Source organism: Enterobacter cloacae complex sp. 309I3 (genome assembly GCF_050031595.1).
Taxonomy (GTDB): Bacteria; Pseudomonadota; Gammaproteobacteria; order Enterobacterales; family Enterobacteriaceae; genus Enterobacter; species Enterobacter cloacae.
The window spans coordinates 1,072,116-1,093,562 of record NZ_JBLGWI010000001.1; the positions used below are offsets into that span (position 1 = coordinate 1,072,116).

Sequence of the window (21,447 nt, forward strand, 5' to 3'; positions counted from 1 at the left end):
AAATCACGTCATGGTGAGCTAACCTTAATCACCCTGTGGCAAGGTGACGTCAATTTCATCAAAGGGGATTCGTGATGTTAAACGCCTGGCACCTTCCGGTTGCCCCATTTGTTAAGCAAAACAAAGACAACCTTGTGATTACGCTCTGGCTGGCGGGGGAAAATCAGCCTGAACGCGTGACGCTACGCGCTGAAGTCGATAATGAAGAAACCACGCTGAAAATGCACAAGCAGCGCAGCCAGCCGCAGCCTGGCGTAACGGCATGGCGGGCAAACATCGACTTGCGCAGCGGCCAGCCGCGCCGACGCTATAGCTTTAAGCTGCTCTGGAATAACCGCCAGCTGTGGTTTACCCCGCAGGGATTTAGCCGTTTTCCTCCGGCGCGGCTGGAGCAGTTTGCCGTCGATTACCCGGACGCTGGCCCGCAGTGGGTTAACGATCAGGTCTTCTATCAGATCTTCCCGGATCGCTTTGCGCGCAGCGAAACGCGCACCGCCGGGCAGGATAAGGTCTATTATCACCACGCCGCAGGACACGACATTATCCTGAAAGAATGGGATGAGCCGTTAACCGCGCAGGCGGGCGGCTCGACGTTCTACGGCGGCGATCTTGACGGCATCAGCGAAAAGCTACCGTATCTGAAGAAGCTGGGCGTGACGGCGCTGTACCTTAACCCGGTGTTTAAAGCACCGAGCGTGCATAAATACGATACCGCCGATTATCGCCACGTTGACCCGCAGTTTGGCGGTGATGACGCGCTGCTTCGTCTGCGTAAAAATACGCAAAAAGAGGGCATGCGTCTGATTCTGGACGGCGTGTTCAACCACAGCGGCGACTCACACGCGTGGTTTGACCGTCATAACCAGTCGATGGGCGGGGCGTGCCATAACCCGGATTCACCCCAGCGCGACTGGTACAGCTTCAACGAGGAGGGTCACGCGCTGGACTGGCTGGGCTATCCGAGCCTGCCGAAACTGGATTTCCAGTCGCCAACGCTGGTGAACGAGATTTACGGCGGTGAAAACAGCATTGTGCGCCACTGGTTGAGTGAGCCATGGAATGTGGATGGCTGGCGTCTTGACGTGGTGCATATGCTCGGTGAAGCGGGCGGGGCGCGTAATAACCTTCAGCACGTCGCCGGGATCACCCGTGCAGCAAAAGCTGCGCAGCCGGAGGCGTTCGTGTTTGGCGAACATTTTGGCGACGCGCGCCAGTGGCTGCAGGCGGACGCAGAAGATGCGGCAATGAACTATCGCGGTTTTACCTTCCCGCTGTGGGGATTCCTTGCTAACACCGATATTTCCTACGATCCGCAGCATATTGATGCGGAAACCTGCATGGCATGGATGGATAACTACCGCGCCAGTCTTTCGCATCAGCAGCAGTTACGGATGTTTAACCAGCTGGACAGCCATGACACCGCGCGATTTAAATCCCTGCTCGGTAAGGATATCGCGCGCCTGCCGCTGGCGGTGACCTGGCTCTTTACCTGGCCGGGCGTGCCGTGCATCTATTACGGCGATGAGGTGGGGCTGGACGGGAACAACGATCCATTCTGCCGCAAAACCTTCCCATGGGATCCGGCGAAGCAGGACAAAGCGCTGTTCAGCCTGTACCAGCGTCTGGCGAAACTACGTAAGCAGAGCCAGGCGCTGCGCTACGGCGGTTGTCAGGTGGTTTATGCCCACGACAACGTGGTGGTGTTTGTCCGCGTTTATAACCAGCAGCGCGTGCTGGTAGCCATCAACCGGGGCGAGGCGTGCGAAGTGGTGCTGGATGACTCTCCGCTGCTTAACGTGAGCGCGTGGCAGCTAAAAGAGGGGAAAGGGAGCGTGCAGGAGGGGATCCTCTCCCTGCCGGCGATTTCTGCTTCCGTCTGGTTTGGCTGACGGCGTGATTACAAAAAGGCCCGCATAAGCGGGCCTTTTTCGTAAACCGTGCCGATTACAGGCTGGATACGTTCTCGGACAGGTATTTCGCAACGCCGTCTGGGGACGCAGACATACCTTCTTTACCTTTTTCCCACTGAGCCGGGCACACTTCACCGTGCTCTTCGTGGAACTGCAGCGCGTCAACCATACGCAGCATTTCGTCGATGTTACGACCCAGCGGCAGATCGTTCACAACCTGGTGACGCACGATGCCGTTCGCGTCGATCAGGAAGGAGCCACGCAGCGCAACGCCAGCGTCCGGATGTTCGATACCGTAAGCCTGCTGGATTTCGCGTTTGATGTCCGCAACCATTGCGTATTTCACCGCACCGATGCCGCCTTTGTCGACAGGGGTGTTACGCCATGCGTTGTGTACAAACTCAGAGTCGAAGGAGACGCCAACCACTTCTACGCCACGCTTCTGGAATTCTTCATAACGTTTGTCGAACGCGATCAGCTCAGACGGGCAAACGAAAGTGAAGTCCATTGGCCAGAAGAACAGAACGGTCGCTTTACCGTTGGTGTGCTGTTTGAAGTTGAAGTTTTCAACGATTTCACCGTTGCCCAGAACTGCTGCAGCTGTAAAATCCGGAGCCGGACGAGTTACCAGAACCATATGATTCTCCTGTAGATACTAAGGTTATTTGGAACGCAACGCGAGCCAGTATAGAGAGTGTTCATGGATAAGACAAAGAGGTGGTGACAATCGTTCCGCCAGCTTTTACCTATCAATGCGAATTCTGTCAGAGCTGTTTGTTTTTCGCCTGCGCCATCATTCGCGGGTAAAACTGCCAGAAACGCGATTCCAGCGCATCGTAATGTTCGTCCAGGTCATGCCATGAATCGCGTAGCGCATCCAGACGCGGTCGGCGGCTCGCCATCCCATTTAACACATTCTGGATGAAGTCCATCTCGCGATAGCGCTCCAGCCAGCGTTCCGACCACAGGTAATTATTCAGATTCACAAAGCGCGGCGGCGAGTCGGGCAGAATGATCGACACCTGCTGGTGGGCATAACGCACAAAATCCGGCAATGGCATCTTCGGCGACAGCTGCTCCCAGTGGCGCGACAGGAAATGGTCCCACATGACATCAAGCGAGATTGGCGCAACGCGGCGCGTTTCAGGGCGAAACCACGCTTTGGCCTCGGTTACTTCTGGCAGGTTATCCGTCATGACATCGATACGACGATGCATAAAAATCCCGTCGACAACCTCAGCGGGCCAGGTTTCGGCGGGGTTGCCGCGGACGAAATCGGCCAGCAAATTGCCGGAAAGGGAGCTGTCAGCGAGGTGAGCGAGGTGCAGGTGAGCGAGAAAATTCATGCGTTTTATTTGTCCGGGGGCGGCTAGTTGTTGCAGCAAAAGGGTGTGAGCACTAGACTATGCCGCCTGTTTTTAAGTCACGAGTATACGTCATGCGCGTCGCCGATTTCTCCTTTGAACTACCTGAATCCCTGATTGCTCACTATCCAATGCCTGAGCGCAGTAGCTGTCGCTTGCTGTCACTGGACGGGCCAACGGGCGAGCTGACGCACGGTACTTTCACCGATCTGCTCGACAAGCTCAACCCTGGCGATCTGCTGGTCTTTAACAATACCCGCGTGATCCCGGCGCGTCTGTTTGGCCGCAAGGCCAGCGGCGGCAAGATTGAAGTGCTGGTCGAACGTATGCTCGATGATAAACGTATTCTGGCACATATTCGCGCCTCTAAAGCACCTAAACCGGGTGCCGAACTGCTGCTGGGCGATGACGAGAGCATCAAAGCAACCATGACCGCGCGCCACGACGCGCTGTTCGAAGTGGAATTCAACGATGAGCGCACGGTGCTGGATATTCTCAATGCCATCGGCCACATGCCTTTGCCGCCGTACATTGAGCGCCCGGATGAAGAGGCCGATCGTGAGCTCTACCAGACCGTCTACAGTCAGAAGCCTGGCGCGGTAGCGGCGCCGACGGCGGGTCTGCACTTTGACGAACCGCTGCTGGAAAAATTACGCGCAAAAGGCGTGGAGATGGCGTTTGTGACGCTGCACGTCGGCGCGGGCACCTTCCAGCCGGTGCGGGTAGACAGCATTGAAGATCACATCATGCACTCTGAGTATGCTGAAGTGCCGCAGGAGGTTGTTGATGCGGTTCTGGCGGCAAAAGCGCGCGGCAGCCGCGTTGTTGCGGTAGGCACCACCTCCGTACGTTCACTGGAGAGCGCTGCCCAGGCGGCTCAAAAAGATCTGATCGAGCCATTCTTTGGCGATACGCAGATCTTTATCTATCCGGGCTATCAGTACAAAGTCATCGATGCACTGGTGACCAATTTCCATCTGCCTGAATCAACGCTGATTATGCTGGTCTCCGCCTTTGCGGGGTATCAGCACACCATGGCGGCATACAAGTCTGCGGTAGAACAAAAATATCGCTTTTTTAGCTACGGGGACGCGATGTTTATCACGTACAATCCGCTGGCTTTGAATGAGCGTGTCGGGGAATAAGTCCGCGGCACCGGAATAATGTGTTGGACTGTTTTTCTGGCACAGAGGAATAAAAATGAAATTTGAACTCGATACCACCGATGGCCGCGCGCGTCGCGGTCGCTTGGTGTTTGATCGCGGCGTGGTGGAAACCCCCGCGTTTATGCCTGTGGGGACTTACGGCACCGTAAAAGGGATGACGCCGGAAGAAGTAGAAGCCACTGGCGCCCAGATTATCCTCGGTAATACCTTCCACCTGTGGCTGCGTCCTGGTCAGGAGATCATGAAGCTTCACGGCGATCTGCATGACTTCATGCAGTGGAAAGGCCCGATCCTGACCGATTCTGGCGGTTTCCAGGTCTTCAGCCTGGGTGATATTCGCAAGATCACCGAGGAGGGCGTCCACTTCCGTAACCCGATCAACGGCGATCCGATTTTCCTCGATCCTGAAAAGTCTATGGAGATTCAGTACGATCTCGGCTCTGACATCGTGATGATCTTCGACGAATGTACGCCATACCCGGCGGACTGGGATTACGCTAAACGTTCCATGGAGATGTCGCTGCGCTGGGCGAAGCGTAGCCGCGACCGTTTTGACTCCCTGCAGAACAAAAATGCGCTGTTCGGCATTATCCAGGGCAGTGTTTACGAAGATTTACGCGATATCTCTGTTAAAGGTCTGGTAGAGATAGGTTTTGATGGCTACGCTGTCGGCGGTTTAGCTGTGGGTGAGCCGAAGGAAGACATGCACCGTATTCTGGAACATGTCTGCCCGCAAATCCCGGCGGATAAACCCCGTTACCTGATGGGTGTGGGTAAGCCAGAAGACCTGGTTGAAGGTGTGCGCCGCGGCATTGATATGTTCGACTGCGTCATGCCAACCCGTAACGCACGTAACGGTCATCTGTTTGTTACCGATGGCGTGGTGAAAATCCGTAACGCGAAGCATAAGAGTGACACCAGTCCGCTCGATGCCGAGTGCGATTGCTACACCTGTCGCAATTATTCTCGCGCGTATTTGCATCATCTCGATCGTTGCAATGAGATTTTGGGCGCGCGTCTCAATACCATTCATAACCTTCGCTATTATCAGCGCTTAATGGCTGGTTTACGCAAGGCTATCGAAGAGGGTAAATTAGAGAGCTTCGTGACCGATTTTTACCAACGTCAGGGTCGAACCGTTCCACCTTTGAACGTTGATTAATATTAATAATGAGGGAATTTGAATGAGCTTTTTTATTTCTGATGCGGTAGCGGCAACAGGTGCTCCAGCGCAGGGCAGCCCGATGTCTCTGATTCTGATGCTGGTTGTGTTCGGTCTGATCTTCTACTTCATGATCCTGCGCCCACAGCAGAAGCGTACCAAAGAGCACAAAAAGCTGATGGACTCCATCGCGAAAGGTGATGAAGTCCTGACTAACGGTGGCCTGGTCGGTCGCGTAACCAAAGTGGCTGAAAGTGGCTACATTGCTATCGCCCTGAACGACACCACTGAAGTGGTTATCAAACGTGACTTCGTAGCTGCCGTTCTGCCGAAAGGCACCATGAAGGCGCTGTAATCCCAACTTTTCCCAAAGGGAACTGCCGTGTTAAACCGTTATCCTTTGTGGAAGTACATCATGCTGGTCGTCGTGATTCTCGTCGGCCTGCTGTACGCGCTTCCCAACCTGTATGGTGAGGATCCGGCTGTTCAAATCACTGGCGCGCGCGGTGTCGCCGCCAGTGAGCAAACGCTGATCCAGGTCCAGAAAACGTTACAAGAAGAAAAAATTACCGCTAAGTCTGTGGCTCTGGAAGAGGGCGCAATTCTTGCTCGCTTCGACACCACCGACACGCAGCTCCGCGCTCGCGAAGCGCTGATGGGCGTGCTGGGTGATAAATACGTCGTGGCGCTTAACCTTGCTCCTGCTACCCCACGTTGGCTGGCTGCGCTGAGCGCAGAGCCAATGAAACTCGGTCTTGACCTCCGTGGCGGCGTACACTTCCTGATGGAAGTGGATATGGATACCGCGCTGGGCAAACTGCAGGAACAGAATATCGATAGCCTGCGCAGCGATCTGCGTGAAAAAGGCATCGCGTATACCACCGTTCGTAAAGAAGATAACTACGGTATGAGCATCACGTTCCGCGACAGTGCGGCGCGCGATCAGGCTGTAGATTACCTGACCCAACGTCACCGTGACCTGGTGATCACCGCTCAGGGCAGCAACCAGCTGCGCGCGGTAATGACCGACGCCCGTCTGAAAGAAGCGCGTGAATATGCCGTTCAGCAGAACATCAACATTCTGCGCAACCGTGTAAACCAACTGGGCGTGGCTGAACCGCTGGTGCAGCGTCAGGGTGCTGACCGTATCGTTGTAGAACTGCCGGGTATTCAGGACACCGCGCGCGCGAAAGAGATTCTGGGCGCCACTGCAACGCTGGAATTCCGTCTGGTGAACACCAACGTTGACCAGTCTGCTGCCGCTTCTGGCCGTATTCCGGGTGACTCGGAAGTGAAAGAGACCCGCGAAGGTCAGCCCGTTGTGCTGTACAAACGCGTGATCCTGACCGGTGACCATATCACCGACTCCACCTCCAGCCAGGACGAGTACAACCAGCCGCAGGTTAACATCTCGCTGGACAGCGCGGGTGGTAACATCATGTCTAACTTCACCAAGGACAACATCGGTAAACCGATGGCAACCCTGTTCGTGGAGTACAAAGACAGCGGTAAGAAAGACGCTAACGGCCGTGCGGTGCTGGTGAAAGAGGAAGAGGTGATTAACATCGCCAATATCCAGTCTCGTCTGGGTAACAGCTTCCGTATCACTGGTATCAACAACCCGAACGAAGCGCGTCAGCTCTCTCTGCTGCTGCGTGCCGGTGCGCTGATTGCGCCAATTCAGATTGTTGAAGAACGTACCATTGGTCCAACTCTGGGTATGCAAAACATCCAGCAGGGGCTGGAAGCGTGTCTGGCCGGTCTGGCGGTCTCTATCCTCTTCATGATCTTCTTCTATAAGAAGTTTGGTCTGATTGCCACCTCCGCGCTGATCGCGAACCTGGTGCTGATCATCGGCATTATGTCCCTGCTGCCAGGGGCGACGCTGACCATGCCGGGGATTGCGGGTATCGTTCTGACCCTTGCGGTGGCGGTCGACGCCAACGTACTGATTAACGAACGTATCAAAGAAGAGTTGAGCAACGGTCGCTCTGTTCAGCAGGCGATTGATGAAGGCTATAAAGGCGCATTCAGCTCCATCTTCGATGCGAACGTAACAACACTGATCAAGGTTCTTATCCTGTATGCAGTGGGGACTGGCGCAATCAAAGGCTTTGCGATTACCACCGGTATCGGTGTTGCAACGTCAATGTTTACTGCTATTGTCGGCACCCGTGCCATCGTGAACCTGCTGTACGGCGGCAAGCGCGTCAAAAAGCTGTCTATCTGAGGAGTGCGTTGTGGCACAGGAATATACTGTTGAACAATTGAACCACGGCCGTAAAGTCTGGGACTTTATGCGCTGGGACTACTGGGCCTTCGGCATTTCAGGTTTACTGCTGATTCTGTCCATCGTCGTTATGGGCGTAAAAGGCTTTAACTGGGGTCTGGATTTCACCGGTGGTACGGTGATTGAAATCACCCTGGAAAAACCGGTCGATATGGACCAGATGCGTCAGTCACTGCAGAAAGCGGGCTTTGAAGAGCCGCTGCTGCAGAACTTTGGCAGCAGCCGCGACATCATGGTGCGTATGCCGCCGGTACACGATGCCAACGGCAGTCAGGAACTGGGCAGCAAGGTTGTTAGCGTGATTAACGAAACAACCAGCCAGAACGCCACGGTTAAGCGTATTGAGTTCGTCGGCCCGAGCGTGGGTGCGGACCTGGCGCAAACCGGTGCGATGGCACTGCTGGTGGCGCTGATCTCCATCCTGGTGTACGTCGGTTTCCGCTTTGAGTGGCGACTGGCGGCGGGTGTGGTTATCGCACTGGCGCACGATGTGGTGATCACCATGGGCGTACTGTCTCTGTTCCATATTGAGATTGACCTGACAATTGTGGCATCCCTGATGTCCGTTATCGGTTACTCCCTGAACGACAGTATCGTGGTATCTGACCGTATTCGTGAAAACTTCCGTAAGATCCGTCGCGGTACGCCGTACGAAATCTTTAACGTGTCGTTGACCCAGACGCTGCACCGTACCTTGATCACATCCGGTACCACCTTGATGGTGATCCTGATGCTGTATCTCTTCGGTGGCCCGGTGCTGGAAGGCTTCTCGTTGACCATGCTGATCGGTGTGTCTATCGGTACTGCGTCGTCAATCTACGTGGCGTCCGCTCTGGCACTGAAACTTGGCATGAAGCGCGAGCACCTGCTCCAGCAGAAGGTCGAGAAAGAAGGGGCGGATCAGCCGTCTATTCTGCCGTAAGACGTTTATCGCGTTATCGAAATCCCGGTCTGTTGACCGGGATTTTTTTTATCTGCTCCTGACAAACACTCCTGACAGTATGCTGTCAGGAGCCCTGTCGTAGACTCCTGTTGAACCCAAACAAGAGGCAGGAGGATTTATGAAAAGTGTGATTAACTGGTTTGAGATCCCGGTCGCGGATATGGATCGCGCCATCAAATTTTATGAGCCGGTGATGCAGGTTTCACTGAGGCGCGAGAAAATGGACAGCGCCGAGCTGGCGGTATTCCCGCATGAGGATCCGGCCACCGGCGGCGCGCTGGCAAAATTTGAGGGGATTATTCCCTCGGTGCAGGGGGCCATTATCTACCTGCATACTGACAATCTGACAGCAACGCTCGATCGCATTGCCTCTGCGGGCGGCGAGTGCGTGTTTGGCCCGCTGGAGTTACCGCGCGGTATTGGTACTATTGCTTTATTTACCGACAGCGAAGGTAATCGCGTCGGCCTTCATCAACCTGCCTGAGAGCGTAAGCAAAAATGACCCGACGCGCTGACCGTTTGTTTCAGATAGTACAGATCCTGCGGGGCCGACGTCTGACAACGGCAGCGCATCTTGCGGACAGGCTGGGCGTTTCTGAGCGCACAGTGTACCGCGATATCCGCGACCTGTCGCTTTCCGGCGTGCCGGTGGAGGGCGAAGCGGGGAGCGGTTACCGGCTGATGTCGGGGTTTGACCTGCCGCCGCTGATGCTGACAAACAAGGAGTCTGAGGCGCTGATTGTGGCTATTCGCCTGCTTACCACCTGGGGCGGGGAGTCGCTGTCGCGCGAACTGGAGTCGGCACAGGAGAAAGTGCTCGCGATCCTGCCCGAAGAGAGCCGCCGAAAGGCAGAGCAGACGCGGATCTACGCCCCGGATTTTGGCATGAAAAGCCACTCCCGCAGTGATTTTGATGTCATACATCAGGCGATCTCGGCCCAGCGCGTGCTCGTGCTGCATTATCGTGACGAAGCGGGGCAATTTTCAACGCGTGAGGTTCAGCCGCTGGGGCTGTTTTTCTGGGGTGAACGCTGGTTACTGGCGTCATGGTGTGAACTGCGCGATGACTATCGCTGTTTCCGTCTCGACAGATGCCTCAAAATTGTCCTTACGGAAAGACGCTTTAGTGAGAGTGCAGACCGATCGCTGGCGGATTTTTTGCGCAAGGTGAAGCAGTAACAAGCCACGGGGAGAGGCAGCCCGCACAGGTTTTGTAGGCCGGGTAAGCGTCAGTGCCACCCGGCAACAATCACACGATTAGAAGTTGTAACCCACTACCAGGTAACCACCCCAACCGGTAGAACGGACGCTGAAGTCGCCGTTGCCGAAGTTCAGGCTGGCGTCGTCGTTCCACTGTCCACCGTTGTGCCAGTAACGCGCAACAACAGAGTAGTGCCAGTGATCGTAGTTCAGCGCCAGGATGTGGCTGGAGGCGATGGAGTCGTTGGTGCGCGCTTTCTTACCGTTCAGATCGCGGAAGTCGTTGTCGCCCAGATCGGAACCCCAGTCAAAGTTGGTGAAGCCGATATAGCTCAGGTTGCCGCCCCACAGCTGGGTGATTGGCACAAAGTATTTCACTTTGAAACGGTAACCATCCCACTCGTTTTCGTTCGCGGCACCGTAGTTCTGCCATTGATACTTAGCGTACACGTTCAGAGACAGGCTCATTGGCAGGCCCGTGTCGATGTCGGTACCCAGACCCATATACCAGGTGCTCTGGCGACCGGACTTGTTACGGCCCATGTCGTAGATATAGTTGTTCGCGAAATACCACTCTTTGAACGGACCAAACGCCAGGCTGGTACCAGTCAGTTTATCAATAGAGAAGCGCGGTTCGATCTCCATGAACAGTGGGGAACCGTGGTTCCAGATACCTTTTGCGTCGGTGTTACCACCGAAGAAGACCGGTGCATCCATATAGCCGTAGAAATCAAACCAGTCTTTCTTGGCGAACGCTTCGTACTCCAGGTAGGTATCGTTACGGATCTGAGGTCCGAAACGGGTGTGGTAGCTGCCGACCACGTTAACGCTCTGGTGCCACCAGTCGGAGAGGTATTGTGGTTTATCGTTTTCCGCTGCGTTAACAGTGAAAGAGGAGGACAATGCCAGCACGGCGCCGGCTGCGAGTAATGTTTTTTTCATAATCATGCCACTGATTGAAATTCCCTTCCGGGAGTGAAAAATGCGCGAATTGCGTTTCTAAATATTTCGTGTTTCTGCGGAGCCTATTATAGGAATCCTTGCTCACAAAAATATGTGTTGTTTCACATATCTCTCACACGCGTAATCGATTGCGTTCACGTTTGCGTACTTTAAACGGCCGGGATTGTAGCGGCAATCATTTATGTTGCCAATCCATACGAAATGTAAATGTTAGCGGAGTGACATTTCACTCCGCTCAAAAGGAGGGGGATTACTGTGCGGCGGGTTGGATGTCGTGAATGCGGATAAAGCCTAACTGATCGGGCGTAAGGCCGCTTAACTGCAGCGGAATATCCACATCACTCGGCGCTAAAACACTGGCCGGGGCGGTGAAGAGCTGATTCTTCACGTTCACCTCCTGGTAATTCTCGGTGGTGCCCTGGATCTGGCCCCACTCGACGGTGCCGCTAAAGGCTGGCAGCGGATCGTTGGACTCACCCTGAATGCGTAATGTTGCGCGAGTACCATCCGCATTTGCAGCCACATTCACCAGCGACATTTTTAACGTGCCAACCTGGCTGTTGAGACGGGCAGGGGTGTTGGCCCCCGGCAGCAAATACACTCCGCTGGTGGATTTTGCATTCAGCGCGTTTTGCTGGGTGATCTTCACGGTCTCTTTGTTCAGTTTGTCCATTGCCGTATTGAGCGTATTCACGCTCTGTTTCATCTGGCGGACTTCGGTTTGCTGTGCACAGGCGCTAAGGGTGAAGAGGCTCCCCACCAGCAGAATTTTCAGGTAACGTCTTGTCATTGCGTTTAATTCCTTGAAATAACGGATCACCGTAATGGTAGCCAGCATCATCCCGACAGACATAGATCCTTTGTCTCAAAAAGCTCTTCCTTTGTTGTCAGGCCAGTTCAGGGTAAAATGAAAGTCAGTTAACCAGATAACAGGGATACCGTATGCATTGCCCATTCTGCTCCGCTGTGGATACCAAAGTCATCGATTCTCGCCTTGTGGGCGAAGGGTCTTCCGTACGCCGCCGTCGGCAGTGTCTGGTATGTAACGAGCGTTTCACGACCTTTGAGGTGGCAGAGCTGGTCATGCCGCGTGTGGTAAAAAGTAACGACGTGCGCGAGCCGTTTAACGAAGAGAAACTGCGCAGCGGAATGCTCAAGGCGCTGGAAAAACGCCCCGTCAGCGCGGATGACGTCGAAATGGCGTTAAACCACATTAAATCTTACCTTCGTGGTCTGGGTGAACGTGAAGTACCCAGCAAGATGATCGGCAATCTGGTGATGGAGCAGTTGAAAAAGCTCGATAAGGTTGCCTATATCCGCTTCGCCTCTGTCTACCGCAGTTTCGAAGATATCAAAGAGTTTGGCGAAGAGATCGCCCGCTTACAGGATTGAGTCTATGCAGGATGAGATGTACATGGCGCGCGCCATGAAGCTGGCGCAGCGCGGTCGATTTACCACCCATCCTAACCCCAACGTCGGGTGCGTCATTGTTAAAGATGGCGAGATCGTGGGCGAAGGTTTCCACTACCGTGCGGGCGAGCCCCATGCTGAGGTGCATGCCCTGCGTATGGCGGGTGAAAAAGCGCGTGGGGCTACGGCCTACGTGACGCTTGAGCCGTGCAGCCATCACGGGCGCACACCGCCATGCTGTGAAGCGCTGATCGCGGCGGGAGTGTCGCGCGTTGTCGCTGCGATGCAGGATCCTAATCCCCAGGTGGCCGGACGTGGTCTGTACCGTCTGCAGCAGGAAGGGATCGATGTTAGCCACGGCCTGATGATGCAGGATGCGGAAGCGATTAACAAAGGCTTCCTGAAACGTATGCGTACCGGGTTCCCGTATATTCAGCTCAAGCTGGGCGCCTCACTGGATGGCCGCACGGCGATGGCGAACGGCGAAAGTCAGTGGATCACCTCGCCGCAGGCAAGGCGCGATGTGCAACGTCTGCGTGCGCAAAGCCATGCTATCCTCACCAGCAGTGAAACGGTGCTCGCGGACGATCCGGCCATGACCGTGCGCTGGAACGAACTGAATGCCGATACCCAGGCGCTGTACCCACAGGAAAACCTGCGTCAGCCGCTGCGTATTGTCATTGATAGCCAGAACCGCGTCACGCCTGAACACCGCATTGTGCAGCTGCCCGGTGAAACCTGGATTGCCCGCACAAAAGATGATTCACGCGACTGGCCGGAAAGCGTGCGCAGCATTATGGTGCCGGAGCACAACGGTCATCTGGATCTCGTGGTGCTGATGATGCTGCTGGGTAAGCAGCAGGTGAACAGCATCTGGGTGGAAGCCGGCCCGACGCTGGCAGGCGCACTGCTCCAGGCAGGTCTGGTCGATGAACTGATTGTCTACGTTGCGCCTAAACTGCTGGGTAGCGACGCGCGTGGCCTGTTTGTGCTGCCCGGCCTTGAAAAACTGGCCGATGCACCACAACTCAAATTTAGCGAGATTCGTCCGGTGGGTCCGGATGTTTGCCTCCATTTAACGACAGCGTAATTGCTCCTGAAATAGGGAAGCAGTGCGCAAAGTATTATGATAAAATCCGCCCCCCTGCGGGGCCAAATGAACCCGTAAAGGAAGAGTATGAACATTATTGAAGCTGCTGTAGCTACCCCGGACGCTCGCGTCGCCATCACCATTGCGCGTTTCAACAACTTCATCAACGATAGCCTGCTGGAAGGTGCGGTTGACGCCCTGAAACGTATCGGCCAGGTTAAAGATGACAACATTACCGTTGTGTGGGTTCCAGGTGCTTACGAACTGCCACTGGCAGCGGGCGCGCTGGCGAAAACCGGTAAATACGACGCGGTGATTGCGCTGGGTACCGTTATTCGTGGCGGCACTGCGCACTTCGAATACGTTGCGGGCGGTGCAAGCAATGGTCTGGCGCACGTTGCACAGGACGCTGAAATTCCTGTCGCGTTCGGCGTGCTGACCACCGAAAGTATTGAACAAGCCATCGAACGTGCTGGCACTAAAGCCGGTAACAAAGGTGCAGAAGCTGCACTCACCGCGCTTGAAATGATCAATGTATTGAAAGCCATCAAGGCCTGATTTTTTTGTAAGGGGAATTCCGTGAAACCTGCTGCTCGTCGCCGCGCCCGTGAATGTGCCGTTCAGGCACTTTACTCCTGGCAGTTGTCCCAGAACGACATCGCTGATGTTGAATACCAGTTCCTGTCAGAACAGGACGTGAAAGATGTTGACGTTCTGTACTTCCGTGAACTGCTGTCGGGAGTGGCGACTAATAGCGCGTATCTCGATGGTCTGATGAAACCCTACCTCTCCCGTCTGCTCGAAGAGCTGGGTCAGGTAGAAAAAGCAGTGCTGCGCATTGCGCTGTTTGAGCTGTCTAAACGTGATGATGTGCCGTACAAAGTGGCCATCAACGAAGCGATCGAACTGGCGAAAACCTTCGGCGCTGAAGACAGCCACAAGTTTGTAAACGGCGTTCTTGATAAAGCAGCACCTGCGATCCGTCCCCACAAAAAGTGATCCGCAAACCGGAGCTCTGCATTGCCTGACGGGCAGTGCGGCTCCGGTTTTTTCTTTTATTTGCTGAGGCATAACGTATGGCATGCGGCGAATTCTCCCTGATTGCCCGTTATTTCGACCGTGTCAGAACCTCTCGTCTTGATGTTGAAACCGGCATTGGCGATGACTGTGCACTTCTCAATATTCCCGAAAAACAGACGCTGGCAATCAGCACCGACACCTTAGTGTGCGGGCGCCATTTCTTACCTGATATCGATCCTGCCGACCTGGCGTATAAAGCGCTGGCGGTCAACGTGAGCGATCTGGCTGCGATGGGGGCCGATCCGGCGTGGTTAACGCTGGCCCTGACGCTGCCAGAGGTCGATGAACCCTGGCTTGAAGCCTTCAGTGACGCTCTGTTTGAGCAGCTTAACTACTACGACATGCAATTGATTGGCGGCGATACCACGGCGGGGCCGCTATCGATGACGCTCGCGATACACGGTTATGTGCCGGCTGGACGCGCGCTGAAACGCTCCGGGGCGAAACCTGGCGACTGGATCTACGTCACCGGTACGCCGGGCGACAGCGCAGCGGGACTGGCGATCCTCCAGGATCGCTTAACCGTGAATGACACTGACGACGCGGCGTATCTGGTCAAACGCCATCTGCGGCCAACGCCGCGTATTCTTCACGGCCAGGCGCTACGCGAACGGGCAAGCTCAGCTATCGATCTCTCGGACGGGTTAATCTCAGACCTCGGTCATATTCTGAAGGCCAGCGGTGTCGGCGCGCGCGTTGACCTGGATCTGTTCCCGCTATCAGAGCAGCTGCTTCGACACGTCGAGCCTGAACAGGCGCTGCGCTGGGCGCTCTCCGGTGGAGAAGATTATGAGCTGTGCTTTACCGTGCCTGAGCTCAACCGTGGGACGCTGGACGTGGCGTTAGCGCATCTCGGCGCGAAGTTTACCTGTATCGGCCAGATCATGCCGGAGAGTGAAGGGCTGAAGTTTGTGAAAGATGGTGCGCCCGTTACGCTGGACTGGAAAGGGTACGATCACTTCGGGTGATGTTGTGCGATCTGTACTGCCGGGTGGCGGCTTCGCCTTACCCGGCTTACGTATTTGAGGGTTAGGGAGAGGGATTACTTAAACCCTACCACCGGATGCTGCTGATACGGTGTCTCCAGCTCGGCAACTTGCTCCGGCGTCAGCGTGATATCCACCGCATTCAGCAGTTCATCAAGCTGCTCTTCCCGCGAAGTGCCAATAATCGGTGCCGCGACGCCGCGTTTACCCAGCAGCCATGCCAGCGCGACCTGGGCGCGGGTGGCTCCGGTATCGTCGGCGATCCCGGCTAACCGTTCGGCAATTAACGCATCGCTGGCTTCTGTACTGGAATAAAGATTTTTTCCTACTTCATCCGATACCAGGCGGGCCGTGGTTTCCCCCCACGGACGGGTCAGGCGACCACGTGCCAGCGGGCTCCACGGGATCACCGCCACGCCTTCCTGATAGCAGAGCGGTAGCATCTCGCGTTCTTCTTCGCGATAGATCAGGTTGTAGTGATCCTGCATGGTGACGAAACGCGCCCAGCCATGTTGCGCCTGCAGAGCCAGCGCCTGGGCGAACTGCGACGCGTGCATAGACGATGCGCCGATGTAGCGCGCTTTACCGGCTTTCACCACATCGTTGAGCGCTTCAAGCGTCTCTTCAATGGGCGTGTTGTAATCCCAGCGGTGAATTTGCAGCAGGTCGACATAGTCCATTTTCAGGCGTCGAAGGCTGTCATCAATGGAACGCAGGATCTGGGAGCGAGAAAGGCCCTCAGCCAGATCGCCCACCGGGTAATAGACCTTGGTGGCGACGACGATTTCATCACGACGCGCAAAATCGCGCAGGGCACGGCCGACGATCTCTTCACTGCTGCCGTCGGAGTAGCTGTTGGCGGTGTCAAAGAAGTTAATGCCACCTTCAATGGCGCGTTTGATGATAGGGCGGCTGCTCTCTTCCGGCAGCGTCCAGGCGTGATTACCCCGGTCAGGCTCGCCAAAGGTCATACAGCCCAGGCAAAGTCGGGAAACGTTAAGATCCGTTTTTCCTAATGTCGTGTATTGCATGGTTCCACTCCTGCTTTTTTAAACAATACGTTTAAGCATAGCAGGAGCGGAAAAGGGGAAGGATCAGGCAAGCCAGCTACGAATTTTGGCTTCAATACCTGCGGCGTCCAGGCCAATTGCCGCGCGGGCTTCGTCCTGAGTACCTTGCGGAATGAAGTGATCCGGCAGGCCAAGGTTCAGTACCGGAACGGCTTTACGGTTCGCCATCAGCACCTCGTTCACGCCGCTACCTGCGCCGCCCATTATGGCGTTTTCTTCCAGCGTCACCAGCACCTCATGGGTTTCTGCCATTTCCAGGATCAGGGATTCATCGAGCGGTTTCACGAAGCGCATATCCACCAGAGTGGCATTCAGCGCTTCAGCGACCTTAGCGGCCTCTGGCATCAGGGTGCCAAAATTCAGAATTGCCACTTTCTCACCGCGACGTTTCACCAGACCTTTACCTATCGCCAGTTTTTCCAGCGGCTGCAGCTCAACGCCTACCGCGTTACCGCGTGGATAGCGAACCGCGCTTGGACCATCCTGGTAGTGGTAGCCGGTATACAGCATCTGACGACATTCGTTTTCGTCGCTTGGCGTCATGATAACCATGTCCGGGATGCAGCGCAGGAACGAAAGATCGAATGCACCCTGGTGCGTCTGGCCGTCAGCACCCACGATGCCTGCGCGGTCGATAGCAAACAGCACCGGCAGCTTCTGGATGGCAACGTCATGGATCACCTGATCGTAGGCGCGTTGCAGGAAGGTGGAGTAGATCGCCACCACCGGTTTGTATCCACCAATCGCCAGACCCGCCGCGAAGGTGACTGCGTGCTGCTCGGCAATCGCCACGTCAAAATACTGGTCAGGGTATTTTTTGGAGAACTCGACCATGCCGGAACCTTCTCGCATAGCCGGGGTGATCGCCATCAGCTTGTTGTCTTTCGCCGCGGTTTCACATAACCAGTCGCCGAAGATTTTGGAATAGCTCGGCATACCGCCGCTGCTTTTTGGCAGACAACCGCTGGTCGGATCGAATTTAGGTACCGCGTGGAAAGTGATCGGATCTTTTTCCGCCGGTTCGTAACCACGGCCTTTCTTCGTCATGATGTGCAGGAACTGCGGGCCTTTCAGGTCGCGCATGTTCTTGAGCGTGGTGACCAGCCCCAGCACATCGTGCCCATCAACCGGGCCAATATAGTTAAAGCCCAGCTCTTCAAAGAGTGTGCCCGGCACGACCATGCCTTTGATGTGTTCTTCGGTGCGCTTGAGCAGCTCTTTGATTGGCGGTACGCCAGAGAAGACTTTCTTGCCGCCTTCACGCAGCGTGGAGTAAAGCTTGCCGGAGAGCAGTTGTGCCAGATGGTTGTTCAGCGCGCCGACGTTCTCGGAAATCGACATTTCGTTATCGTTCAGGATAACCAGCATGTCCGGCTTGATATCGCCCGCGTGGTTCATGGCCTCAAAGGCCATCCCGGCGGTGATGGCGCCGTCGCCGATCACGCAGACGGTGCGGCGCTGCTTGTTCTCTTTTTCGGCGGCCACGGCAATACCGATACCCGCAGAGATGGAGGTGGAGGAGTGGCCGACGCTTAACACATCGTACTCACTCTCACCGCGCCACGGGAACGGATGCAGGCCGCCTTTCTGGCGGATCGTGCCAATTTGATCGCGACGACCCGTCAGAATTTTATGTGGATAGGCCTGATGGCCCACGTCCCAGATGAGCTGATCGAACGGGGTGTTGTAGACGTAGTGCAGCGCAACGGTCAGCTCGACCGTGCCAAGCCCGGAGGCGAAATGTCCGCTGGAACGGCTTACGCTGTCGAGCAGATAGCGACGCAGCTCGTCGCACAGCTTCGGCAGGTTCTCTTTCGGCAACAGACGCAACTCCTGGGTGGAGTCAACTAACGCCAGTGTCGGGTATTTGGCAATATCAAAACTCATCAAAGGCTCATCGAGATAGTGTGTTTATTTATCACGCTGGATTATATAGTCCGCTAGCGCTTCCAGTGCCGAGGTATCGAGAGACTGCGCGGCCAGTTCATTCAGCGACTGGCGGGCTTCCTCTATCAGATCCCGGGCTTTACGCTGGGCTTGCTCAAGACCCAGCAGGGCGGGGTAGGTACTTTTGCCAAGCTGCTGATCCGCACCCTGACGTTTACCCAATGTTGCAGTATCGCCCACCACATCCAGAATGTCATCCTGAACCTGGAACGCCAGACCGATACTTTCTGCGTATCTGTCCAGAATCGGCAGGGCTTTGCGCCCCTGTTCACCCGCGCTCAGTGCGCCCAGGCGAACGGCGGCACGAATGAGTGCGCCCGTTTTATGCCGGTGAATACGCTCCAGCTGTTCCAGATTAACCTGACGTCCTTCTGCCTCCAGATCCAGCGCTTGCCCACCGCACATTCCGGCAACGCCGCTGGCCATCGCCAGCTCGGAAACCATTGCCAGACGGTCGCGATCGCTGACTTCTGCCATCGGCGCATCGCTCAGAATAGAGAATGCCAGCGTTTGCAGAGCATCCCCCGCCAGGATGGCATTCGCTTCGCCAAACTTAATATGGCAGGTTGGCTGACCGCGACGCAGATCGTCATCATCCATCGCCGGTAAATCATCGTGGATCAGCGAGTAGGCATGGATGCACTCAACGGCGGCAGCCGGGGCGTCCAGCGTAGTATCGCTGATACCAAACATATTGCCTGTGGCGTAGACGAGGAACGGGCGCAGGCGCTTTCCACCCAAGAGTGCGCCATAGTGCATGGCCTCAACCAGTGGAGTGTTCTGAAAAGGTTGTGGCGCAATAAAACGGCGCAGGGCGTCGTTGGCGCGAATGACTCGCGCCTGAAGCTCGTTAGCAAAATCCATTTACTCGGCGTCCGGTGTGAAAGGCGTTGTCTTAGCGTCTTCGCTATCGGAAAGCAGGATCTGCACACGCTGCTCGGCCTGCTGCAGTTTAACCTGCCCCTGGCGCGCCAGCTGCACGCCACGCTCGAATTCGTTGAGCGCCTCTTCCAGCGGTAAATCACCGCTCTCAAGGCGGGTGACGATCTGCTCCAGTTCACTCAGCGCAGTTTCAAAACTGGCCGGTGCGTCGTTCTTCTTCGGCATAGTGAATTGACTCTTATATTCTCAGCCCCGACATGGTAACGGACTCGGGGCAATTATCAAATAACGCGCAATGTGCACAGGAACGGCGCGATGGTGGTATACTTGCGCGCCTGGATGCAGCCACGGGTGTGGGCTGTAATATTATTTTCCATTACAAGCCTTAATACGCTTGCCTAAGAAACATTGCCGCCATGAAGTTTATCATTAAATTGTTCCCTGAAATCACCATCAAAAGCCAATCTGTGCGTTTGCGCTTTATTAAAATTCTCACCGGGAACATTCGTAACGTTTTAAAACACTACGACGAAACCCTCGCCGTGGTGCGCCACTGGGATCACGTTGAAGTTCGCGCGAAAGATGAAAACAAACGTCAGGACATTCGCGACGCGCTGACCCGTATTCCGGGTATTCACCATATTCTGGAAGTGGAAGATGTTCCGTTCACTTCCCTGCATGACATCTTCGAAAAAGCGCTGGTGCAGTATCGCGACCAGATCGAAGGCAAAACCTTCTGCGTGCGCGTGAAGCGTCGCGGCAAGCACGAATTCAGCTCTATCGAGGTGGAACGTTACGTTGGCGGCGGTCTGAACCAGCATGTTGAAACGGCGCGCGTGCGTCTGACCAACCCGGATGTCACCGTGAACCTGGAGATCGAAAACGATCGCCTGCTGCTGGTGAAAGGGCGTTACGAAGGTATCGGCGGCTTCCCAATCGGTACCCAGGAAGATGTGCTGTCCCTGATTTCCGGTGGTTTCGACTCTGGCGTCTCCAGCTACATGCTGATGCGTCGCGGCTGCCGTGTGCATTACTGCTTCTTTAATCTGGGCGGCGCGGCGCATGAAATCGGCGTGCGTCAGGTGGCATACTATCTGTGGAATCGCTTTGGCAGCTCGCACCGCGTGCGCTTTGTGGCGATCAACTTCGAGCCAGTGGTTGGCGAAATCCTGGAGAAAGTGGACGACGGTCAGATGGGCGTGGTCCTCAAGCGTATGATGGTGCGTGCGGCCTCTAAAGTAGCGGAACGCTATGGTGTGCAGGCGCTGGTCACCGGTGAAGCGCTGGGTCAGGTTTCCAGCCAGACGCTGACCAACCTGCGTCTCATCGACAATGTCTCTGACACCCTGATCCTGCGTCCGCTGATCTCTCACGACAAAGAGCACATCATCGATCTGGCGCGCGAAATCGGCACTGAAGATTTTGCCCGTACCATGCCAGAGTACTGCGGCGTGATTTCGAAGAGCCCGACGGTCAAAGCGGTAAAAGCGAAGATCGAAGCGGAAGAAGAGAACTTTGATTTCAGCATTCTGGATAAAGTGGTGGAAGAAGCGTCCAACATCGACATCCGTGAGATTGCCCAGCAGACCGAGCAGGAAGTGGTTGAAGTTGAAACCGTGAGCGGTTTCGGTGCCAACGACGCTATTCTGGATATCCGCTCCGTTGATGAGCAGGACGACAAGCCGCTACAGGTGGAAGGGGTGGAAGTGGTTTCTCTGCCGTTCTATAAGCTGAGCACCAAATTTGGCGACCTCGACCAGAGCAAAACATACCTGCTGTGGTGTGAGCGTGGGGTGATGAGTCGCCTGCAGGCGCTGTACCTGCGTGAGCAGGGCTTTGCGAATGTGAAGGTGTATCGTCCGTAGTTTTTTGCGGGTGTGTGTGTGGCTTGATGCCCTCACCCCGACCCTCTCCCACGGGGAGAGGGCGCAAACATTAAAAACGGCAACCTGAGGTTGCCGTTTTGCTTTTACCTACCGCCACC

At 55.4% G+C, this 21,447-nt stretch carries 22 protein-coding genes; 14 read left to right on the forward strand and 8 right to left on the reverse strand.

Annotated features, from left to right (window positions below; genetic code table 11):
* The first annotated feature begins 74 nt into the window (after positions 1-74).
* Complete coding sequence (gene malZ / locus ACQG22_RS04960; protein ID WP_369706592.1) at positions 75-1,889, forward strand: maltodextrin glucosidase; 1,815 nt, start codon at positions 75-77, stop codon at positions 1,887-1,889.
* A gap of 55 nt (positions 1,890-1,944) precedes the next feature.
* On the opposite strand, the gene ACQG22_RS04965 is transcribed toward malZ, so the two are convergent.
* Positions 1,945-2,547: a peroxiredoxin gene (locus ACQG22_RS04965; RefSeq protein WP_013095829.1), complete on the reverse strand. Its 603-nt coding sequence runs from the start codon at positions 2,545-2,547 to the stop codon at positions 1,945-1,947.
* 127 nt (positions 2,548-2,674) lie between these two features.
* Positions 2,675-3,256, reverse strand: coding sequence for an ACP phosphodiesterase (acpH, locus tag ACQG22_RS04970; protein WP_369706593.1), 582 nt, complete (start codon positions 3,254-3,256; stop codon positions 2,675-2,677).
* A 92-nt stretch (positions 3,257-3,348) separates the two neighbouring features.
* On the opposite strand from acpH, the gene queA reads away from it, so the two are divergent.
* The 7 genes from queA (at position 3,349) to ACQG22_RS05005 (ending at position 10,014) form a co-directional block, all read left to right on the forward strand.
* Positions 3,349-4,419: a tRNA preQ1(34) S-adenosylmethionine ribosyltransferase-isomerase QueA gene (gene queA / locus ACQG22_RS04975; protein WP_029883413.1), complete on the forward strand. Its 1,071-nt coding sequence runs from the start codon at positions 3,349-3,351 to the stop codon at positions 4,417-4,419.
* Positions 4,420-4,474: 55 nt separating this feature from the next.
* Positions 4,475-5,602, forward strand: a complete 1,128-nt coding sequence (tgt, locus tag ACQG22_RS04980; RefSeq protein WP_013095832.1) for a tRNA guanosine(34) transglycosylase Tgt — start codon at positions 4,475-4,477, stop codon at positions 5,600-5,602.
* A gap of 22 nt (positions 5,603-5,624) precedes the next feature.
* Positions 5,625-5,957 carry a preprotein translocase subunit YajC gene (gene yajC / locus ACQG22_RS04985; RefSeq protein ID WP_000007630.1) on the forward strand — a complete coding sequence of 111 codons (333 nt, stop codon included), beginning with the start codon at positions 5,625-5,627 and terminating at the stop codon, positions 5,955-5,957.
* Between the two features lie 27 nt (positions 5,958-5,984).
* On the forward strand, positions 5,985-7,832 hold the full coding sequence (gene secD, locus ACQG22_RS04990; RefSeq protein ID WP_071830016.1) for a protein translocase subunit SecD: 1,848 nt from the start codon (positions 5,985-5,987) through the stop codon (positions 7,830-7,832).
* Positions 7,833-7,842: 10 nt separating this feature from the next.
* Entirely contained in the window at positions 7,843-8,814 is a 972-nt protein-coding gene (gene secF / locus ACQG22_RS04995) for a protein translocase subunit SecF (RefSeq protein ID WP_013095834.1), read from the forward strand.
* Between the two features lie 139 nt (positions 8,815-8,953).
* Complete coding sequence (locus ACQG22_RS05000; RefSeq protein WP_020686373.1) at positions 8,954-9,319, forward strand: VOC family protein; 366 nt, start codon at positions 8,954-8,956, stop codon at positions 9,317-9,319.
* Between the two features lie 14 nt (positions 9,320-9,333).
* Positions 9,334-10,014, forward strand: a complete 681-nt coding sequence (locus ACQG22_RS05005) for a helix-turn-helix transcriptional regulator (RefSeq protein WP_020686374.1) — start codon at positions 9,334-9,336, stop codon at positions 10,012-10,014.
* Between the two features lie 78 nt (positions 10,015-10,092).
* On the opposite strand, the gene ACQG22_RS05010 is transcribed toward ACQG22_RS05005, so the two are convergent.
* Both ACQG22_RS05010 and ACQG22_RS05015 read right to left on the reverse strand, forming a co-directional pair.
* Complete coding sequence (locus ACQG22_RS05010) at positions 10,093-10,977, reverse strand: nucleoside-specific channel-forming protein Tsx (protein ID WP_025756198.1); 885 nt, start codon at positions 10,975-10,977, stop codon at positions 10,093-10,095.
* 271 nt (positions 10,978-11,248) lie between these two features.
* Entirely contained in the window at positions 11,249-11,788 is a 540-nt protein-coding gene (locus ACQG22_RS05015; RefSeq protein ID WP_014830864.1) for a DUF3251 domain-containing protein, read from the reverse strand.
* A gap of 152 nt (positions 11,789-11,940) precedes the next feature.
* Between ACQG22_RS05015 and nrdR the strand changes: the two genes are divergently transcribed.
* The 5 genes from nrdR to thiL all read left to right on the forward strand — a co-directional run bounded on the left by nrdR (position 11,941) and on the right by thiL (position 15,546).
* Positions 11,941-12,390 (forward strand): transcriptional regulator NrdR, encoded by a 450-nt coding sequence (gene nrdR / locus ACQG22_RS05020; protein WP_008503337.1) that lies wholly within the window; start codon positions 11,941-11,943, stop codon positions 12,388-12,390.
* A gap of 4 nt (positions 12,391-12,394) precedes the next feature.
* Positions 12,395-13,498, forward strand: coding sequence for a bifunctional diaminohydroxyphosphoribosylaminopyrimidine deaminase/5-amino-6-(5-phosphoribosylamino)uracil reductase RibD (ribD, locus tag ACQG22_RS05025; RefSeq protein ID WP_262819941.1), 1,104 nt, complete (start codon positions 12,395-12,397; stop codon positions 13,496-13,498).
* An 87-nt stretch (positions 13,499-13,585) separates the two neighbouring features.
* Positions 13,586-14,056, forward strand: a complete 471-nt coding sequence (ribH, locus tag ACQG22_RS05030) for a 6,7-dimethyl-8-ribityllumazine synthase (RefSeq protein ID WP_003859098.1) — start codon at positions 13,586-13,588, stop codon at positions 14,054-14,056.
* Between the two features lie 21 nt (positions 14,057-14,077).
* Positions 14,078-14,497 carry a transcription antitermination factor NusB gene (nusB, locus tag ACQG22_RS05035; RefSeq protein WP_006809908.1) on the forward strand — a complete coding sequence of 140 codons (420 nt, stop codon included), beginning with the start codon at positions 14,078-14,080 and terminating at the stop codon, positions 14,495-14,497.
* A gap of 77 nt (positions 14,498-14,574) precedes the next feature.
* Positions 14,575-15,546 (forward strand): thiamine-phosphate kinase, encoded by a 972-nt coding sequence (gene thiL, locus ACQG22_RS05040; RefSeq protein WP_013095840.1) that lies wholly within the window; start codon positions 14,575-14,577, stop codon positions 15,544-15,546.
* A 74-nt stretch (positions 15,547-15,620) separates the two neighbouring features.
* Here thiL and ACQG22_RS05045 read toward each other — a convergent pair whose 3' ends face one another.
* The 4 genes from ACQG22_RS05045 to xseB form a co-directional block, all read right to left on the reverse strand.
* Positions 15,621-16,595 (reverse strand): aldo/keto reductase, encoded by a 975-nt coding sequence (locus ACQG22_RS05045; RefSeq protein ID WP_048970470.1) that lies wholly within the window; start codon positions 16,593-16,595, stop codon positions 15,621-15,623.
* A 63-nt stretch (positions 16,596-16,658) separates the two neighbouring features.
* On the reverse strand, positions 16,659-18,521 hold the full coding sequence (gene dxs, locus ACQG22_RS05050; RefSeq protein WP_023622252.1) for a 1-deoxy-D-xylulose-5-phosphate synthase: 1,863 nt from the start codon (positions 18,519-18,521) through the stop codon (positions 16,659-16,661).
* A 24-nt stretch (positions 18,522-18,545) separates the two neighbouring features.
* On the reverse strand, positions 18,546-19,445 hold the full coding sequence (gene ispA, locus ACQG22_RS05055; protein WP_014830869.1) for a (2E,6E)-farnesyl diphosphate synthase: 900 nt from the start codon (positions 19,443-19,445) through the stop codon (positions 18,546-18,548).
* Positions 19,446-19,688, reverse strand: a complete 243-nt coding sequence (xseB, locus tag ACQG22_RS05060) for an exodeoxyribonuclease VII small subunit (RefSeq protein WP_008503331.1) — start codon at positions 19,686-19,688, stop codon at positions 19,446-19,448.
* Between the two features lie 191 nt (positions 19,689-19,879).
* Between xseB and thiI the strand changes: the two genes are divergently transcribed.
* Complete coding sequence (thiI, locus tag ACQG22_RS05065; protein ID WP_369706594.1) at positions 19,880-21,328, forward strand: tRNA uracil 4-sulfurtransferase ThiI; 1,449 nt, start codon at positions 19,880-19,882, stop codon at positions 21,326-21,328.
* The last annotated feature ends 119 nt before the right edge of the window (positions 21,329-21,447 follow it).

Bases quoted from the DNA above. Each gene is read 5' to 3' on its own strand.
- ACQG22_RS05015 (WP_014830864.1), bottom strand. From the start codon at position 11,788: ATGACAAGACGTTACCTGAAAATTCTGCTGGTGGGGAGCCTCTTCACC.
- queA (WP_029883413.1), top strand. From the start codon at position 3,349: ATGCGCGTCGCCGATTTCTCCTTTGAACTACCTGAATCCCTGATTGCT.
- xseB (WP_008503331.1), bottom strand. From the start codon at position 19,688: ATGCCGAAGAAGAACGACGCACCGGCCAGTTTTGAAACTGCGCTGAGT.
- acpH (WP_369706593.1), bottom strand. From the start codon at position 3,256: ATGAATTTTCTCGCTCACCTGCACCTCGCTCACCTCGCTGACAGCTCC.
- ribH (WP_003859098.1), top strand. From the start codon at position 13,586: ATGAACATTATTGAAGCTGCTGTAGCTACCCCGGACGCTCGCGTCGCC.
- ribD (WP_262819941.1), top strand. From the start codon at position 12,395: ATGCAGGATGAGATGTACATGGCGCGCGCCATGAAGCTGGCGCAGCGC.
- tgt (WP_013095832.1), top strand. From the start codon at position 4,475: ATGAAATTTGAACTCGATACCACCGATGGCCGCGCGCGTCGCGGTCGC.
- thiL (WP_013095840.1), top strand. From the start codon at position 14,575: ATGGCATGCGGCGAATTCTCCCTGATTGCCCGTTATTTCGACCGTGTC.
- ACQG22_RS05000 (WP_020686373.1), top strand. From the start codon at position 8,954: ATGAAAAGTGTGATTAACTGGTTTGAGATCCCGGTCGCGGATATGGAT.
- yajC (WP_000007630.1), top strand. From the start codon at position 5,625: ATGAGCTTTTTTATTTCTGATGCGGTAGCGGCAACAGGTGCTCCAGCG.
- dxs (WP_023622252.1), bottom strand. From the start codon at position 18,521: ATGAGTTTTGATATTGCCAAATACCCGACACTGGCGTTAGTTGACTCC.
- ACQG22_RS05045 (WP_048970470.1), bottom strand. From the start codon at position 16,595: ATGCAATACACGACATTAGGAAAAACGGATCTTAACGTTTCCCGACTT.
- nrdR (WP_008503337.1), top strand. From the start codon at position 11,941: ATGCATTGCCCATTCTGCTCCGCTGTGGATACCAAAGTCATCGATTCT.
- ACQG22_RS04965 (WP_013095829.1), bottom strand. From the start codon at position 2,547: ATGGTTCTGGTAACTCGTCCGGCTCCGGATTTTACAGCTGCAGCAGTT.
- ACQG22_RS05010 (WP_025756198.1), bottom strand. From the start codon at position 10,977: ATGAAAAAAACATTACTCGCAGCCGGCGCCGTGCTGGCATTGTCCTCC.
- thiI (WP_369706594.1), top strand. From the start codon at position 19,880: ATGAAGTTTATCATTAAATTGTTCCCTGAAATCACCATCAAAAGCCAA.
- ACQG22_RS05005 (WP_020686374.1), top strand. From the start codon at position 9,334: ATGACCCGACGCGCTGACCGTTTGTTTCAGATAGTACAGATCCTGCGG.
- ispA (WP_014830869.1), bottom strand. From the start codon at position 19,445: ATGGATTTTGCTAACGAGCTTCAGGCGCGAGTCATTCGCGCCAACGAC.
- malZ (WP_369706592.1), top strand. From the start codon at position 75: ATGTTAAACGCCTGGCACCTTCCGGTTGCCCCATTTGTTAAGCAAAAC.